Source organism: Yoonia sp., assembly GCF_046498525.1.
In the GTDB taxonomy this organism is placed as follows: Bacteria; Pseudomonadota; Alphaproteobacteria; order Rhodobacterales; family Rhodobacteraceae; genus Yoonia.
Genome location: NZ_JAWOAN010000255.1, coordinates 1 through 16,268 on the forward strand (window position 1 = coordinate 1; position 16,268 = coordinate 16,268).

The 16,268-nt window shown below is 57.9% G+C and carries 14 protein-coding genes; 6 read left to right on the forward strand and 8 right to left on the reverse strand.

Annotated elements, in window-relative coordinates; translation table 11 throughout:
* Positions 1-3,138, forward strand: a 3,138-nt coding sequence (mfd, locus tag R6T97_RS15290; protein WP_410350147.1) for a transcription-repair coupling factor, incomplete at its 5' end; no start/stop codon positions are given.
* A 45-nt stretch (positions 3,139-3,183) separates the two neighbouring features.
* Here mfd and R6T97_RS15295 read toward each other — a convergent pair.
* Both R6T97_RS15295 and R6T97_RS15300 read right to left on the reverse strand, forming a co-directional pair.
* Positions 3,184-4,410 carry a multidrug effflux MFS transporter gene (locus R6T97_RS15295; RefSeq protein ID WP_410350148.1) on the reverse strand — a complete coding sequence of 409 codons (1,227 nt, stop codon included), beginning with the start codon at positions 4,408-4,410 and terminating at the stop codon, positions 3,184-3,186.
* Positions 4,407-5,051, reverse strand: a complete 645-nt coding sequence (locus R6T97_RS15300) for a DsbA family protein (protein WP_410350149.1) — start codon at positions 5,049-5,051, stop codon at positions 4,407-4,409. Before R6T97_RS15300 ends, R6T97_RS15295 begins: the two co-directional genes overlap by 4 nt.
* Positions 5,052-5,328: 277 nt before the next feature.
* Here R6T97_RS15300 and R6T97_RS15305 point away from each other — a divergent pair, with 277 nt between their 5' ends.
* A complete protein-coding gene (locus R6T97_RS15305; protein ID WP_410350150.1) occupies positions 5,329-5,952 on the forward strand; it encodes a helix-turn-helix domain-containing protein in 624 nt (207 codons plus the stop codon).
* Between the two features lie 72 nt (positions 5,953-6,024).
* Here R6T97_RS15305 and R6T97_RS15310 read toward each other — a convergent pair whose 3' ends face one another.
* On the reverse strand, positions 6,025-7,839 hold the full coding sequence (locus tag R6T97_RS15310) for an extracellular solute-binding protein (RefSeq protein ID WP_410350151.1): 1,815 nt from the start codon (positions 7,837-7,839) through the stop codon (positions 6,025-6,027).
* 272 nt (positions 7,840-8,111) lie between these two features.
* Between R6T97_RS15310 and R6T97_RS15315 the strand changes: the two genes are divergently transcribed.
* Positions 8,112-8,885 (forward strand): 3-hydroxybutyrate dehydrogenase, encoded by a 774-nt coding sequence (locus R6T97_RS15315; RefSeq protein WP_410350152.1) that lies wholly within the window; start codon positions 8,112-8,114, stop codon positions 8,883-8,885.
* Positions 8,882-9,913, forward strand: a complete 1,032-nt coding sequence (locus tag R6T97_RS15320) for a patatin-like phospholipase family protein (protein ID WP_410350153.1) — start codon at positions 8,882-8,884, stop codon at positions 9,911-9,913. Before R6T97_RS15315 ends, R6T97_RS15320 begins: the two co-directional genes overlap by 4 nt.
* Here R6T97_RS15320 and R6T97_RS15325 read toward each other — a convergent pair.
* From R6T97_RS15325 to R6T97_RS15345, 5 genes are all read right to left on the reverse strand, one after another.
* Positions 9,906-10,508: a LysE/ArgO family amino acid transporter gene (locus R6T97_RS15325; protein ID WP_410350154.1), complete on the reverse strand. Its 603-nt coding sequence runs from the start codon at positions 10,506-10,508 to the stop codon at positions 9,906-9,908. The two genes, R6T97_RS15320 and R6T97_RS15325, sit on opposite strands and share 8 nt — an antisense overlap.
* A gap of 2 nt (positions 10,509-10,510) precedes the next feature.
* Positions 10,511-11,239 (reverse strand): DUF502 domain-containing protein, encoded by a 729-nt coding sequence (locus R6T97_RS15330; RefSeq protein WP_410350155.1) that lies wholly within the window; start codon positions 11,237-11,239, stop codon positions 10,511-10,513.
* 80 nt (positions 11,240-11,319) lie between these two features.
* Positions 11,320-12,225, reverse strand: a complete 906-nt coding sequence (locus R6T97_RS15335) for a pseudouridine-5'-phosphate glycosidase (RefSeq protein WP_410350156.1) — start codon at positions 12,223-12,225, stop codon at positions 11,320-11,322.
* On the reverse strand, positions 12,222-13,115 hold the full coding sequence (locus R6T97_RS15340; RefSeq protein ID WP_410350157.1) for a PfkB family carbohydrate kinase: 894 nt from the start codon (positions 13,113-13,115) through the stop codon (positions 12,222-12,224). The genes R6T97_RS15335 and R6T97_RS15340 overlap by 4 nt, the downstream gene beginning before the upstream one ends.
* A 38-nt stretch (positions 13,116-13,153) precedes the next feature.
* The gene (locus tag R6T97_RS15345; protein ID WP_410350158.1) at positions 13,154-13,954 is read right to left on the reverse strand and encodes a DUF4198 domain-containing protein; all 801 of its coding nucleotides are present in this window, start codon (positions 13,952-13,954) and stop codon (positions 13,154-13,156) included.
* Here R6T97_RS15345 and R6T97_RS15350 point away from each other — a divergent pair.
* Positions 13,953-15,344 carry a HupE/UreJ family protein gene (locus tag R6T97_RS15350; RefSeq protein ID WP_410350159.1) on the forward strand — a complete coding sequence of 464 codons (1,392 nt, stop codon included), beginning with the start codon at positions 13,953-13,955 and terminating at the stop codon, positions 15,342-15,344. The genes R6T97_RS15345 and R6T97_RS15350 overlap by 2 nt on opposite strands.
* A 193-nt stretch (positions 15,345-15,537) precedes the next feature.
* The coding region (gene rpsB / locus R6T97_RS15355) for a 30S ribosomal protein S2 (protein ID WP_410350160.1) at positions 15,538-16,268 on the forward strand (731 nt) is incomplete at its 3' end.

Below are 16,268 nucleotides of genomic sequence, written 5' to 3' on the forward strand. Positions count from 1 at the left end.
GCCGCAACCCAACGGGTCCCCGCGCGCAGTTTGCTGCGTGAAGCGGCTTTCAAAGCCACTGTCGGTCACCGCATGGACGAAGATGCGCTGCGCCAGTTTCTTGTGCGTATGGGGTTCACCCAAAGCCCGACCGTGATGGAACCCGGCGACTATGCGGTCAGGGGCGGGATCATTGATATCTATCCGCCGGGCCAAATCGGCCCTGTGCGCCTTGATCTCTTTGGTGATGTGCTGGACGGCGCACGCCGGTTTGATCCTGCCACCCAACGCACAACAGAAAAGCTGTCCGAGGTCGAACTGGCACCTGTGTCAGAGGTCATCCTCGATGAGGCGGCCATCACACGGTTCCGTCAGAATTACCGTTTGGAGTTCGGCGCCGCCGGCACCGATGACCCGCTTTACGAGGCGGTATCTGCGGGGCGCAAACATGCGGGTGTCGAACATTGGCTGGGGTTCTTTCAGGACGATCTGGAAACGCTCTTCGATTATCTGCCCAAGGCGACGGTCACGCTTGACGACCAGATGACGGCAATGCGCGTCGCAAGATGGGACAGCATCGCCGACCAATATGGCACGCGGATGCATGCGCTCAGCCAGAAGGGGCGGATGGACAGCGTTTACAAACCGGCACCGCCCGAGTTGCTTTATCTCGATGATGCCGCATGGGAAGCTGCCGTTGCAGACCGGCGTGTGATGCAGTTTTCACCGCTCAAGCAGGCAACAGGTCCCGGTGTGATTGATGCGGGCGGGCGGATCGGCCGGAATTTCGCGCCTGAGCGTCAACAGGAACAGATCAGCCTTTTCAGCGCCTTGGCTGACCATGTGAAGGCAAAGATGCAGGATGGTCCTGTCGTGATCGCTTCCTACTCCGAGGGCGCGCGTGAACGTCTTGAAGGGCTGATCGAAGACGAAGGCGTGACCGAGGCGATTTCCATCACAGACTTCAGTCGCGTCGGAAAACGCGGATTGCATCTGGCCGTTTGGCCACTGGATCACGGTTTCGAGGCACAGGGTCTGACGGTCATTTCCGAACAGGACGTGCTGGGCGACCGCCTGATCCGGCAGACCAAACGCAAACGGCGTGCCGAAAACTTCCTGTCCGAGGCCAACAGCCTCAGCCCCGGTGATCTTGTGGTGCACGTCGATCACGGTGTCGGACGCTATATGGGCATGGAGGTGGTGTCGGCACTGGGCGCGGCGCATGAATGTCTGCTGCTGGAATATGCCGAAGATTCCAAGCTGTATCTGCCGGTCGAAAATATCGAACTCCTATCCAAATACGGCCATGAAACCGGATTGCTGGACAAGCTGGGCGGTGGTGCATGGCAGGCCAAGAAGGCCAAGCTGAAAGAACGCATCCGGCAGATTGCTGAACGCCTGATCCGTGTCGCCGCCGAACGCGAGTTGCGCACAGCGCCTGCATTTGATCCCCCCGACGGGTTGTGGGACCAGTTCCTCGCACGCTTCCCTTATGTCGAAACCGACGACCAGCTTGCCGCGATCGAGGATGTGCTCGACGATCTGGGTTCCGGTAAACCGATGGATCGCCTGATCTGCGGCGATGTCGGCTTTGGCAAGACCGAGGTGGCAATCCGCGCAGCCTTTGTCGCGGCGATGTCAGGCGTTCAGGTGGCGATCATCGCACCCACCACGCTGCTGGCGCGCCAACACTATCAGAACTTTGCCGAACGGTTCCGCGGTTTCCCCGTCAACGTGCGCCCGTTGTCGCGTTTCGTGTCCGCCAAGGATGCCAACCTGACGCGCGAAGGGCTGGCCAAAGGAACGGTCGATATTGTCGTTGGCACTCATGCGCTCTTGGCCAAGGGCGTGCGATTCAAGAACCTTGGACTGCTTGTCATCGACGAGGAACAGAAATTCGGTGTGCAACACAAGGAACGACTGAAACAACTGCGCACCGACGTGCATGTGCTGACGCTCACGGCCACGCCCATCCCGCGCACCTTGCAACTGTCGCTGTCGGGCGTACGCGATCTGTCGATCATCGGCACGCCGCCGATCGACCGGCTTGCGATCCGGACCTATGTCAGCGAATTCGACACGATCACCGTGCGCGAAGCACTGTTGCGCGAACACTATCGCGGTGGACAATCCTTTGTGGTGGTCCCGCGGATCAGTGACATGGAAGCGATGGAGGAATTCCTCAGACGCGAAGTGCCCGAAGTCACCTATATTTCGGCCACAGGTCAGATGGCGGCGGGCGAACTCGATGACCGGATGAATGCGTTTTACGATGGCAAGTATGATGTGCTGCTGGCCACGACGATTGTCGAAAGCGGGCTGGATATTCCAACCGCCAACACGATGATCGTGTGGCGGGCCGATATGTTCGGCCTGAGCCAGCTATACCAGATCAGGGGCAGGGTGGGTCGCTCGAAAACCCGTGCATATGCTTATCTGACAACGAAGCCGCGCCAGAAGCTTACCGACACCGCACAGAAACGCCTGCGCGTACTGGGGTCTATTGATACGCTTGGCGCAGGCTTTACGCTCGCGTCCCAAGATCTTGATATTCGCGGTGCAGGCAACCTTCTGGGCGAAGAACAGTCGGGCCAGATGCGCGAAGTGGGCTATGAGCTGTATCAGCAGATGCTGGAAGACCAGATCGCGGCGATCCGGTCGGGACAGGCCGAAGGGATCATTGATGATGGTCAATGGGCGCCGCAGATCAACCTTGGCGTACCGGTTCTGATCCCCGATGACTATGTGCCCGATCTGGATGTGCGTCTGGGGCTCTACCGGCGTTTGTCGGAACTGACCACAAAGGTGGAGTTGGAAGGTTTCGCCGCCGAACTGATCGACCGGTTCGGCAAACTGCCGCGTGAAGTGAACACGCTGATGCTGGTGGTGCGGATCAAGGCAATGTGCAAACGCGCAGGGATCAGCCAGCTTGATGCCGGACCCAAGGGTGCTACGATCCGCTTTCATAACGACAAGTTCGCCTCGCCCAAGGGGCTGGTGGATTTCATCGCGGACCAGAAAGGTCTGGCCAAGGTCAAGGACAACAAGATCGTGGTGCGGCGGGACTGGGCCAAGGAACGCGACAAGATTCAGGGCGCGTTCAATATCGCACGGGATCTGGCGCAAAAACTGTCGGACGAAAAGAAAAAGGCGCTCTGACGCGCCTTTGCCTCCGGCGGGGATATTTTCGGGCCGATAATAATGTCAGGCCTCGCCCGGCCTTTTGATCAGTGTGGTCAGCCAAAGGGCGAGTGAAGCACAGATCAGCGTGCCGATGGCCATGGGCATCGGGGTGCCGTCAAAGGTGAGCGCGATCGGTGCGGCAATGATCACCGCGCCAATCGTTGCGACAGCGGCGATCACGGATGCAGCCAAGCCTGCGATGTGGCCCATTTCCTCCATTGCCAGCGCGTTGAGGTTGCCAATGGTCAGGCCGGCTTGAAAGAAATTTGACGTGATCCAGAAGACGTAAGTGCCAAAGGCAAGCCAATACGGGCCGTTGGCTGCCGTGATCACGATCATCAGCAGCGTGATCGCAATTTGCACCGTAAACATCGCCTTGATGATCGCACGCATCCCTACGCGCACCACAATGCGGGCGTTCAGCACACTGGCAGAGGCCGCCATAATCGCGATTCCACCGAACCAGTAGTGAAAATGGTCGCCTTGCCCGAAGGTGATGTCGAACACCTGTTGTGTCGAGGAAAGCACCGTAAAGAGCATCCCGAACGTCAACGTCTGGACGAGTATGGACAGGCATGCTGTCCGATGAGCAAACATTTCCGCAATCGCCGCGCCAAGCGCACGCACACTGAGCGGACGCCGGTTTTCAGGGGCCAGCGTTTCGGGCTGGCGGATCAACAACCACAAAAGCGTCAGTACGGAAAAAACGATGAACGCCGCAAAGATGGCGCGCCAGCCAAAGCCCAGTATAATGAAATGTCCCATCGTTGGGGCCAGTGCCGGCACCAATGCGAAAACGATCATCACAAAAGACAAGATCCGCGCCATATCAGGACCTGAATAAAGATCGCGTATCAACGCCATAGCGACCACACGCGGCCCTGCTGCCCCGAGGCCCTGCACAACACGTGCAGCCAGCATCACTTCAAGTGTCGAAGACGCCCAGGCCACGGTACAGGCGACCACATAGATGATGGCCCCTCCGATCATCACGGGCTTGCGCCCGAAGGCATCCGAGAGCGGCCCGGTAAAAAGTGTGCCAAATCCCATGCCAAGCACGAAGCTGGTGATGATCAGCTGTGCATTGTTCAGGTTGTCCGGTGACAGCGCAGCCCCGATCTCGGGCAGGGCGGGCAACATGGCGTCGATCGAAAACGCCACTGTTGCCGCCAGCATTGCCATCATCGCGATAAATTCTGTCTGCCCAAGCCGCCTGGGCCCTGCCATCCCGGCGGCCAGATCGCTCATTCCTGCGCCTCTATCTGGTCCATGATCTCTTTGATCACGCCAGTCCACATTTCCGGTGGCTGTGCCCCCGGCACGGCATGTTGCTGGGCCACAATGAATGTCGGGACCGAGTTCACACCCATTTCGCGGCTGTGCTTGTCGCGAGCACGGATATCGTCGGCGTCTGCATCCGAGTCGAGCAGCTTGGTGACCATCGCCGCATCCATTTCAGCGGTGTCGGCGACATCGGCCAGCACCTCGTGATCGCTGATATCGCGCCCATCCACGAAATAGGCCTTGAATAGCAGATCTACGACAAAGGATTGCCGCTGTTCAATGCCAGCCCAGTGGATCAGACGATGTGCGTCGATGGTGTTCGGGGTCCGCTTGATCGCGTCGAAATTGATCAGCGCACCGGCGCGTTCGGCTTGTTCCACCACGGGCGCATAGGCTTTGACCGCACCTTCCTTGCCGCCGAACTTACCTTCCAGATAGGCGCGCCGATCCATGCCTTCGGCGGGCATATCGGGGTTGAGCTGGAATGGATGCCATTCAATCGTGAAGGGATGATCGGGAAACTGTTCCAGCGCCTTATCCAGATTGGTCTTGCCGATATAGCACCACGGGCAGATCGGATCGGATATGATATCAAGCTTGACCATGTGTGGTCTCCCTTTCGTCGCGCCGTTTTTTGCGCAAGATTTTGTTATAGGCCCCTCGGGGAGTGTTTCGCGGGCGATCAAAAGACGCATTTTCTTATAGGCGGCCAGTTGCGCGGCGGCAAAACGGTATCTTCGATCTGCCTATCACGTCTGCGGCCACGTAAAAGCCCGCAATGACCCAAATACCTGTGCGTGTCTGCACAGCACATGCTGCGGACACTGCGGTTGGGGCCGCGCCTCGCTTGCAAGATGCAACGGTGCTGCTTATGAGAATGCCATGACAGAAAACAATAACAAGAACCCCATGCGCATCGCCCATGAGAGCGGCGAAACCGGTGTGGCCCAACCACTTGACCTCGGGGCGCGTGTCCGTGAATTGCGCAAGGCCCGCGACTGGACGCTCGAGCAGGCGGCGCAACAGGCGGGGCTCGCGCGGTCGACGCTGTCCAAGATTGAAAACGGACAGATGTCTCCGACCTATGATGCGCTCAAGAAGCTGGCTGTCGGTCTGGAAATCTCTGTGCCGCAACTCTTTACGCCACCCTCCAAAGGGCAGGTCAACGGGCGCATGGCGGTCACGCGTAACGGCGAAGAGGCCGCGAAAGTGACAACGACCTACGAACATGCGCTTTTGGCGGAAACACTGACCACCAAGAAGATGATGCCGTACCGCACCCGCGTCCGCGCCCGCAATGTCGAGGACTTCGACGGTTGGGTCCGTCACGATGGCGAGGAATTTCTCTATGTGCTGACCGGGCAAATCCGGCTCTACACGGAATTCTACGAACCTGTTGAACTCAAGCGCGGCGATAGCGCCTATTACGACGCCGCCATGGGGCATAACGTGGTGTCTGTCAGCCCCGAGGATGCGACGATCCTGTGGGTCACGTCGCTAAGATAGCGCTGTTATTATTGGCCCGTAAATATCCCCGCCGGAGGCAAGAAACCTGCGCGTAGCGCAGGCCTTGGATGCTTATTTCTCGTACCACCAGACATCCGGCTGCCAGCCGGGCCAGTCGCCGAAAATCGGCAGATATTGCGGATATTGCAGCTCTTTGGCATGAGCGATACGGCTGATGTTCCACTGATAAATCGGGATCACATACCGACCAGCGGTCAATGTGCGGTCAAGCGCCTTCACCGCGGCCACGAAATCATCCTGACTTTCCGAAGTCAGCAACCGTCCGATCATCGCATCAACTGCCGGAGATTTGATACCCATCAGGTTACGCCCTCCGGACTGATCTGCCGTTTTGGACCCATAATAGCTGTATTGCTCGTTGCCCGGCGACAGCGACACACCACGGCGATAATAGGTCATGTCAAAATCATAGGCGTCCGTGCGCTCCTTGAATTGTGCACTATCGACGACTGCGACGGTCGGGGTCACGCCGATCCGCGCCAGTGATTCCACATACATGTCGATGATTGCCTGATTTTCCGACCCACCCTGCGGCAGAAGGATCTCAAACGTAAACGGCTCGCCAGCGGCATTTGCCATGACGCCGTCCTGCACAGTCCAGCCTGCAGCTTCCATCCGGTCAAGGGCCGCAGCGGTTCCTGCACGGTTCCGCTCGGAGCCGTCGCTGACGGGCAGCGAATAGCCCTCCAGCGTGCCCGGTGTCAGCTCTGCCGCGAATGGTGCCAGAAATTCTGCAACGCGCCCTTCGGCTGGGCTGTTCGACATGCCCAGTGGCGAATTCGACCAATAAGAGGTGATCCGCGGCTGAGCGGACCCTGTCATCGCCTCGTTGACAAATTCGAAGTTGAACGCGTGAAGCATCGCATCGCGCACGCGCCAGTCTGCAAACTGGTCGCTGCGGGTGTTCATGACAAAGCCGGTCATGCCGGACGGGCGTTCATGTGGCAGGATCGACAGCACAATATCGCCATCCTGCACGGCAGGGAAATTGTACTGGCTTTCCCAGCGGGCCACATTGAATTCGCGGTTCGAATTGACCTCGCCGACCTTGAACGCTTCGAATGCGGCGGTCTCGTCACCGAAAAACTCCAGCCGGACTTCATCAATGTTGTTGGTGCCGACGCGGAAGGGCACATCCGCGCCCCAATAATCGGGATTGCGGCGCAGCGACACAAACCGGCCCGGTTCAAAATCGTCGATCACGTAGGGCGCGGACGTTATCGGGACAACCTCGGTTGTGCTATCCGCGAAATCAACGCCGTCCCACTGTGCCTTCTTCAGGATCGGCCGCATACCGGCCAGAAGGGCCAGTTCGCGGTCCTCGACATTGAAGGTAAAACGGACCGAGCGATCACCCGTTTGCTCCATGCTTTCGACCTTGGTCCAGAAACCAAGATAACGGGGGTGGCCCGCGGTGCCCAATGTCTCATACGACCACATGACATCTTCGATCGTCACAGGGCTGCCGTCAGAAAATGCGGCACCCTCGCGCAGGGTGAATTCGACCCATTCACGGTTCGGGCCGGTCTCGACCGATTCGGCCAATACGCCGTAAAGCGAGAACGGTTCATCCAGTGACCGCCCCATGAAACTCTCGCCAAGGAAAAATCGTAACTGCCACGGAACCGACCCTTTGCGAATGAAAGGATTGAGGCTGTCGAAGCTGCCAACCTCTGCCGTGACGATCCGCCCGCCTTTGGGCGCGTCGGGGTTGGCATAGGGCAGGGACACAAAATCAGGTGGTAGGTCAGGATCACCATACATAGCTATGCCATGCCGCGGCTCTGCCACAGTGCTTTGGCCCGCCAAACCGATTGCGCATGTGATTGCCGCAATGCGTGCCAGATTCCCCAAATAATGTCCCATGCTCAAGTGCCCCGTCCTGCTTTGTTCTTGCCTACAGGATGGACCGTAGAGAGGGTTTGCAACCTTTTCAAACTTTTAGCTTGGATGCGGGCGATGGATTGCTTATAAAGAGGGCACTGCTCGATAGGTTTCTTGCCTGTATGAAACCTGCCTCAATAACTTCACGCCCGCCTTGTGCGGGCGTTTTTTTTAGGGCTATCGGACCGGTCATCTGGCATTCGCAGTTGCAGCATATAAGGTGAGTCGCAACGCAAGAGAATCGGAGCGAAAATATGACCCTGACAGGAAAAACCGCCATTATTACCGGATCAAACTCGGGGATCGGCCTTGGCGTCGCCCGCGAATTGGCCAAGGCGGGGGCGAATTTGGTGCTGAACTCCTTCACCGACCGCGAGGAAGATCACGCGCTTGCTGCGGAAATCGCCAAAGAGACGGGCGTCGACGCGAAATACATTGCGGCCGATATGTCCAAAGGCGAAGACTGCCGCCGCCTGATCGCTGATGCAGGCAGTTGCGATATTCTGATCAATAACGCAGGCATCCAGCACGTCGCTCCGGTGCAGGATTTTCCGGCGGAAAAATGGGACGCGATCATCGCGATCAACCTCACCTCGGCTTTCCATACAACCGCAGCCGCCGTCACGGGAATGCGTGAACGAGGTTGGGGCCGGATCATCAACATCGCGTCGGCGCACGGTCTGACAGCATCGCCTTACAAATCGGCGTATGTCGCCGCCAAGCACGGCATTGTGGGCCTGACCAAAACCATCGGTCTGGAAACGGCCCAGGACCCGATCACCTGCAACGCGGTCTGCCCCGGCTACGTTCTGACCCCGCTGGTCGAAGCGCAAATCCCCGACACCATGAAAGAATACGACATGTCCCGAGAGGACGTGATCAAGAACGTGCTGCTGCAACGCCAGCCTTCAAAAGAGTTTGCGACCGTTGAACAGCTTGGCGGCACGGTGGTCTTTCTTTGCTCTGATGCAGCGGCGCAGATCACCGGTACGACGATCAGCGTCGATGGTGGCTGGACCGCGCTTTGAAAAAGATCAGCCTCGCACTGCAAGGGGGTGGGGCGCATGGCGCCTTCACATGGGGCGTGCTCGCGCGTCTGTTGAACGAAGAGGATATCGAGATCGCCGCGATTTCGGGCACATCGGCTGGCGCGCTGAACGCAGCCGCGCTCAAATCCGGTTGGGTGGAAAACGGCCGCGACGGGGCGATTGCGAACCTTGAATGGCTTTGGGAACAAATCGGCCACGTGACCGACCCCCATTTTGCCCCATGGATCACTGCCGCCGCCCCCACGGCAGAGTTCTGGGCCAAGGCGCTGAAGTATTCGCCAGCCTACACCGCCTTTGACATGACCACGCGCATGTTCTCGCCCTACATCTACGGGCCGTCGATGCAGAACCCCTTGGCCAATATCGTCAAGAAATTCCATTATGATGCAGTCTGCGCCACCGATGGCCCGGACCTGCATATCTGTGCCACGAACGTGCGTTCCGGCAAGATCCGTGTCTTTACCGGCAACGAGATCATGCCAGAGGTCATCATGGCGTCGGCCTGCCTGCCCAGTCTGTTTCAAGCCGTCGAATTCGAGGACCCGCAAACCGGCACGGTCGAGGCGTTCTGGGATGGAGGCTATACTGGCAACCCTGCACTTTATCCACTGTTTGCCAGTGACTTGCCTGACGATCTTCTCATCGTGAATATCAATCCTCTCTACCGTGAAGAGTTGCCGAAGGATAGCCAGTCGATCGAGAACCGGGTCAATGAAATCAGCTTCAACAGTTCCTTGCTGCGCGAATTGCGCGCCATCGATTTCGTCAAGCGCCTGTTGGCGGACGGGTCGATCAAACGCGGTACGATGAAAGATGTGCTTGTGCATATGATCGCGGATGATGCGCTCATGAACGGCCTGAACGTGGCGACCAAGACCATCCCGACCGCCATCATCATCGGGCGTTTGAAGCAAGCAGGTGAATCCGCCGCAGATACATTCCTGAAAAACCACAAAAATGATATCGGGACACGCAGTTCGCTGAACCTGTCCGAGATGTTCAGTTAAGCAATTTGATTGCCAAGGCCCACATCACCAGCCCGATCAATATATCCAGTATTCGCCAAGCCCGTGCCGACTGCATGATCGGCGCAAGCAGACGTGCGCCATAACCAAGGCTAAAGAAGAACACGAACGACGATGTAACCGCCCCGATCCCGAAGGCTGTTTTCTCTATCGGATCAATGTATTGTGTTGATATCGCGCCCACCAGACCGAGCGTATCGAGATAAACATGCGGGTTTAGCCACGTAAACGCGGCACCGGTCGCCAGAGTGGCCCATAGACCTGCACTTTTGCCTGCAAGCTGCAGTGTGTATTCGCCTTGCCACGCCGCCCAAAGGCGCATCGCGCCGTAAACGGTAAGAAAGACGGCCCCGCCCCATGCCATGATTTGCGGCAGCAACGGATAAAGCGTCACGATATATCCGAACCCCAGCACACCTGCCGTGATCAAAACCGCGTCCGACAACGCACACAGCAGGCAAAGCCAGAACACATGCGACCCGGCCAATCCTTGCCGCAGGACAAAGGCGTTTTGCGCGCCAATCGCTAGGATCAAGGCAAATGCCGTGGCAAAGCCGGTCAATGCTGAGGTGATCATACCTATGCAGCCGGGTTCTTGACCTCAACCGCGGCCTTTCCGTTGGGGTAGACAAGCCCGGCAGAGATTACCAGCTTGGCGGCATCTTCCACCGTCATATCCAGTGGCATGACATCACGTTGCGGCAGAAACAGAAGGAACCCGGACGTCGGGTTGGGCGTTGTGGGCAGGAACACCGTCACAATGGGTTCGCCATCGTTCAGTTTTGCATCAATCTCGCCTTTGGCGTTGATCGAGATAAAGGCAATGGCCCAGATGCCCTTGCGCGGGTATTCCACCAGACAGGCCGTATCGAACGATGTCTCGCGCTGCGAAAACACGGTTTCGGCGATTTGCTTGGCCGCATTGTAGACGGATCGTACGACCGGCATCCGGTCAACAAACCGCTCACCGATCCCCAGAAAAGACCGCCCGATCAAGCCTTTTCCGACCCACCCCACAATCATGGTGAAAATCAGGAAGATGACAACGCCGACACCACGCACGTTGACCTGAATCTGGTCTTCCCCTTCCAACCCCAGCAGATCGTTCAAAAGTGCTGTGGGCTGATAGGCTTGCGGGATGAACGGCCAAACCCAGCCATCGACCCAACCGACAACCGTCCAGATCAGCCAGATCGTCAGCCCGATCGGGGCGACGATAATCAGACCGGCAAGGAAATTACTTCTTAGACGGGCAACGATACCCGGCTTGTTGCGCCGCTTGGCCTCGTCGGAATGTGGGTCGATCATCAGTGTAAACTCTCGATGTGTTTCCGGACACTTATGTGCTGGCGTGCGTTGCAGCAACAGGCCTTGGTTTGATCACAGTCCTATTTCACCATTGCGATGGCAATTTGTGCAGCCAGACGCGCGTTGTTGCGCACAAGGGCGATATTTGCAGTCAGGGATCGGCCTTCCGTCAACTCGAAAATACGACCCAGAAGAAACGGTGTCACGGCCTTGGCACTGATCCCTTGGCATTCGGCCTCCTGCAAGGCCTGTTCGATGATCGGTTGCAATTCTTCCGCCGCAATCTGTGCGTCCTGCGGGATCGGGTTTGTGACCAACTGCCCGCCTTGCAACCCCATCGCGGTGCGCGTCTGCTGCGCCCTTGCGATTTCAGCGGCGGTATCCATGCGCAGCGGGGCCGCAATATCCGAGGTCGCAGACCAGAACGCGGGCAACATATCCTGACCATAGGCAATGACGGGCACACCAAGGGTTTCAAGCACCTCGAACGTCTTTGGCAAATCCAGGATCGCCTTGGCACCAGCGGCGACGACCGTCACAGGGGTTTGCGCCAGTTCCTGCAAGTCGGCCGAGATATCAAAGCTGCTTTCAGCGCCGCGGTGTACGCCCCCGATACCGCCCGTCGCGAAAACGTGGATTCCCGCCAGATGTGCCGCGATCATGGTCGCGGCCACTGTCGTGGCACCTGTGCCACCTGTCGCGATACAGGCGGCCATGTCGGCGCGCGACAGCTTGGCCACGTTTTGCGCCTGCCCCAATCTGTCCAGTTCGTCTGCCTCGAGCCCGACGTGCAAGACCCCGCCAAGCACTGCGATCGTGGCAGGTACAGCGCCGGCCGCGCGCACGTCGGCCTCGACCAATCGCGCGGTTTCCACGTTCTGGGGAAACGGCATCCCATGGGTAATGATCGTGCTTTCAAGCGCAACAATCGGCGCGTTCGTCGCGCGGGCCTTTGCCACTTCGGCGCTATAGTGGATCGGGATCATAAGGGGGTTTCTCCGGAAACATAGGTGGCGGCGGCGTTCAGCGCGCGGGCGAGGGCGGCGTCCCGGTCCATGCCTTGGGCCTCTGATGCGATATGGGCGGCCATGAATGTGTCGCCTGCGCCGGTAACGCGGGTCACCATCACGGCGGGTGGAATCTGGGTGATGATGTCTCCTGCGGTGCCTTCCGAAGCAGAGCTGCCGCCATCTGTCACCAGTACACGGTGCGCCCCGCGCGCGATCAGGGCAGCCGCAGCCGTGGCCGAATCTACAAACGCCGTCTGGCACAACAGCCCCGCTTCTTCGAGGTTCACATAAAGCGTCGCCGACGGGTGCCCCAGCAGCGCCAGGAGCCGTTCCGCCTTCCCAGGCGAGGCAGGGGCGACGCGCAGATCGGCGGCAGCAAAAAGCGGGGACGCCGCGATGGACTGAAGCAACTCTTCCGTCAGGTTGCCATCCAGCGCAACCGGCCCTGCAAAAGGCGCGGCCTCTGATCCCAAGCGGCCATCCCCCATGGCGCGCAAGATCTTTTCTCCGGCAGCCTCGAGCGAATGGGCATCCGCAATCGCGGCGACAAGCCCGTTTGCACCCTCGATGGCCATATACACATCGGTGGGCAAGTCTTCCGAGCGATAGATGTGATTGCAAATCATGCCCATGCGCACGGCTTCGCCGATCAGTTCGTCGCCTTCGGGATCACGCCCGATCGTTGTCAGCAGGGCCGGGGTCATCCCAAAACGGCGCAGGGTCATGGCGATGTTCATCGCCACACCGCCGGGCAAACGCGTGATGCGCCCCGGCACGTCAGAGCCGACACGCATAGAGCTGGCGGTACGCCCGATCACGTCCCACAGGACGGAACCAATGCATAGGATGTCAGGGGGCTTGGTCATACCGGCGTTCTGACCCAGCAACCAGTCAAGAGCAAGCCTTACTCAGGCACAGCAAAGGTCAGATTGGCCCAAAGCGTTTCCCAGACCGCCCCCGTTCCTTCCACCAACCGGGCGCTTGGTTCGCGCAGCACGACGGCATCAACCATATATGCATAGCCGGGTTTGACAGGAAAACTGGCAATGCCCTCGTCATCCGTCCGGTAAAGCGATATTGCAACGCTGCTGTCCGGTGCCTTCTCGAACACCTCGACCTGCGTGTTCGCCCGCACATCGTTGCGGTAATAGACCTGTACGCGGACGCCTTCATCCAGATCGTCGGTATAGGGGTTCGTCAGGGCGACAATCTCTGTCTCCAAACCCACCCGCCGGTCCGAACCTGCGCTGTTGCCCACACCGAAAAGCGCCTTGGCATGGCGCGAATACACTTCCTTGAAACCGTCCAATGACAGTCCGCGCGCCTCATGCAGGCTCAGCACATCGCCGAAATCCTTGTGATCGACGAAATTCTGGAACTTTTCCCAGTTTTCGTAGTCAACGGTCGCGTTATTGGCCTGATAAGCCGCGATATTGAGCCCCTCGGCCACCGGCTCCTGAGTGAGTGCAGGGCGATCACCGGGGCGGCCATCGACGCGGACCGTCTCGGTGTCTGCAAAAAGGGCAAAGTTCACAAAGCGCTGCGGCAGATAAGCTAACTGTACACCAGCGAACGCCTCGCCATTGACAATGTTGGCCTCCAAGGTACCTTCCGATGAAATTTGATACTCGATTGGTTCAATCCAGAACTCATGTGCTGCAACGGGCGCTGCTATGAGACTGAAAATAAGGGCGATAATGCGCATGAAAACTTCCTTTTTGATCGCGGCAAAGGTGGCGTTTCTGCGGGCATTGTCAAGCGCAGCGCTGATCTGGATCACAACCCTGTCAACAGCACAGGCCCACGAGGTCATTCCTTCCATCGGCGACATGCGCGTTGTCGACGGTGAGGTGACGTTTGAAATACGGGCCAATCTGGAAAGCTTTGTCGCGGGCATCAACCTGACGGAAACGGCTGACACGAATGAAAGTGCGCAGGCGGCCACCTATGATGAATTGCGGGCCTTATCGCCCGACGCGCTTGCTGCGCAGTTTGAGGCCTTCTGGCCGGAAATGGCAGAAAACATCACCCTCAGGGCCGATGGTGAACCAATTGCGCCGCAATTGCGTGATGTCACGGTAGAGCCGACCGGCAACGTTGATATCGTGCGGTTTTCGACCTTCACATTTGCAGCCGCTTTGCCCGACGGTGCAGAAACAGTTCAGATAGGATGGGCCCCGGAATTCGGTGTGCTGGTCTTGCGTCAGATGGGTGTGCCGGAACCCTACGACGGTTATCTCGAAGCAGGTGCAGTTTCGGACCCGATCCCGCTCGCTGGCGGCGGGCAGGCAACGGGATGGCAGACCTTTTTTGATTATATCCCCGTAGGCTTTGATCATATCGTGCCAAAGGGGCTGGATCATATTCTCTTTGTGCTGGGCCTCTTTTTTCTGGCGGCACGGTTCCGCCCGCTGCTGTTGCAGGTGTCGCTGTTTACGCTTGCTCACACGATCACGCTGGCGCTGGCGGCGCTGGGGCATACGGATTTCATCGACGACTTCATGCAGGAATCACTCGGCATTGCGTTTATCGATGTGGTCGAACCGCTGATCGCACTCTCCATTGCCTATGTCGCAATCGAAAATATCTTTTTGAAGGGGATCAGCCCGTGGCGGCCTTTCGTGATCTTTATATTCGGGCTTTTGCACGGGTTGGGCTTTGCCTCTGTACTGTCGCAATTCGGTCTGCCGGAAGAAACCTTCGTCGCAGCCTTGATCGGCTTCAACGTTGGCGTCGAAGTCGGGCAGTTGGCCGTGATTGCAGTCATGTTCCTGTGCATCTGGCAGGCAGTGCGGATTGATCGCGGTGCCAACGAGGTTGGTCAGGGGTTTGCGATTTATGGTGTCTTGCTGATCGCTGCACTGGCTCTGATCGCCCTCAATCCGGCTGCGATGAGAACGGCGCTGGAAAACGAGGTATGGCTGTTCCTGGGACCGCTGGCGGCAATCTTTGTTCTGTGTATGGCGTCAATCCACTTTCGGGACCACCTTGAGGCCTACCGCCGTCTGGTCGCGGTACCTGCATCGGTGGCAATCGCAGCGGTGGGGATTTACTGGTTCATCGAGCGTACCTACGGCACCATCATGGGCGCCTGATCGCCATTGAACCAAGGAAAATACGCAGGTGGGGCGCATTACGCGCCTTGCGCAGCGGCAAAACCCCCGCTATGACGCGGTCACTAAATCCCGCAGGCGGGGGCGGGTCCGATGGAGAGACATCCCAAAGGATCCACCGGTTGGCATCATGCTGATCCCCCGCTGAGGCTTGAAACCGGAAAAGGAAAACGACATGGCTCTTCCAGAGTTTAACATGCGTCAGCTGCTTGAAGCAGGCGTACACTTTGGCCACCAGACATCGCGCTGGAACCCAAAGATGGATAAATACATCTACGGATCACGTAACGGCATCCACATCATGGACCTCACACAGACGGTTCCCCTGCTGGATCAGGCGTTGCAGGTTATCCGCGACACCGTCGCAAAGGGTGGCCGCGTGCTTTTCGTCGGCACCAAGCGTCAGGCAGCCAAGCCGATCATGGACGCTGCCGAGAAATCCGCACAGTTCTACATGAACCACCGCTGGTTGGGCGGTACGCTGACAAACTGGCAGACGGTTTCGCAGTCGATCAATCGCCTGAAGGCCATCGACGAAGCCGCCGCAAACGGATTTGCCGGCCTGACCAAGAAAGAGCGTCTTGGCATGGAGCGCGAGCAGGGCAAATTGCAGGCGTCCCTGGGCGGTATCCGCGAAATGGGCGGCGTACCCGACCTGTTGTTTGTCAATCAAGATTTAGTTGGTTCTACTCAACTTCAATTTTCATCTGAAATCAATTCTGAAGTGGATGTGGTGTTTTTGTGTTTGGGTCATGGAAACTCAACTGATTTTTTGAAAAAACATCAGTTTTCTGAAACGACTAAAATCGTAGATTTAAGCAATGATTTCAGATTAAAAGCTGATTGCAAATTTCAAGATAAAACCTTTGTTTACGGGCTTCCAGAACTCGATAAAGATAGTATCAA

Excerpts from the sequence above, each read along its gene's own strand:
- R6T97_RS15295 (WP_410350148.1), bottom strand. The coding sequence starts at position 4,410 with ATGAGCGATCTGGCCGCCGGGATGGCAGGGCCCAGGCGGCTTGGGCAG.
- R6T97_RS15300 (WP_410350149.1), bottom strand. The coding sequence starts at position 5,051 with ATGGTCAAGCTTGATATCATATCCGATCCGATCTGCCCGTGGTGCTAT.
- R6T97_RS15305 (WP_410350150.1), top strand. The coding sequence starts at position 5,329 with ATGACAGAAAACAATAACAAGAACCCCATGCGCATCGCCCATGAGAGC.
- R6T97_RS15310 (WP_410350151.1), bottom strand. The coding sequence starts at position 7,839 with ATGGGACATTATTTGGGGAATCTGGCACGCATTGCGGCAATCACATGC.
- R6T97_RS15315 (WP_410350152.1), top strand. The coding sequence starts at position 8,112 with ATGACCCTGACAGGAAAAACCGCCATTATTACCGGATCAAACTCGGGG.
- R6T97_RS15325 (WP_410350154.1), bottom strand. The coding sequence starts at position 10,508 with ATGATCACCTCAGCATTGACCGGCTTTGCCACGGCATTTGCCTTGATC.
- R6T97_RS15330 (WP_410350155.1), bottom strand. The coding sequence starts at position 11,239 with ATGATCGACCCACATTCCGACGAGGCCAAGCGGCGCAACAAGCCGGGT.
- R6T97_RS15335 (WP_410350156.1), bottom strand. The coding sequence starts at position 12,225 with ATGATCCCGATCCACTATAGCGCCGAAGTGGCAAAGGCCCGCGCGACG.
- R6T97_RS15340 (WP_410350157.1), bottom strand. The coding sequence starts at position 13,115 with ATGACCAAGCCCCCTGACATCCTATGCATTGGTTCCGTCCTGTGGGAC.
- R6T97_RS15350 (WP_410350159.1), top strand. The coding sequence starts at position 13,953 with ATGAAAACTTCCTTTTTGATCGCGGCAAAGGTGGCGTTTCTGCGGGCA.
- R6T97_RS15345 (WP_410350158.1), bottom strand. The coding sequence starts at position 13,954 with ATGCGCATTATCGCCCTTATTTTCAGTCTCATAGCAGCGCCCGTTGCA.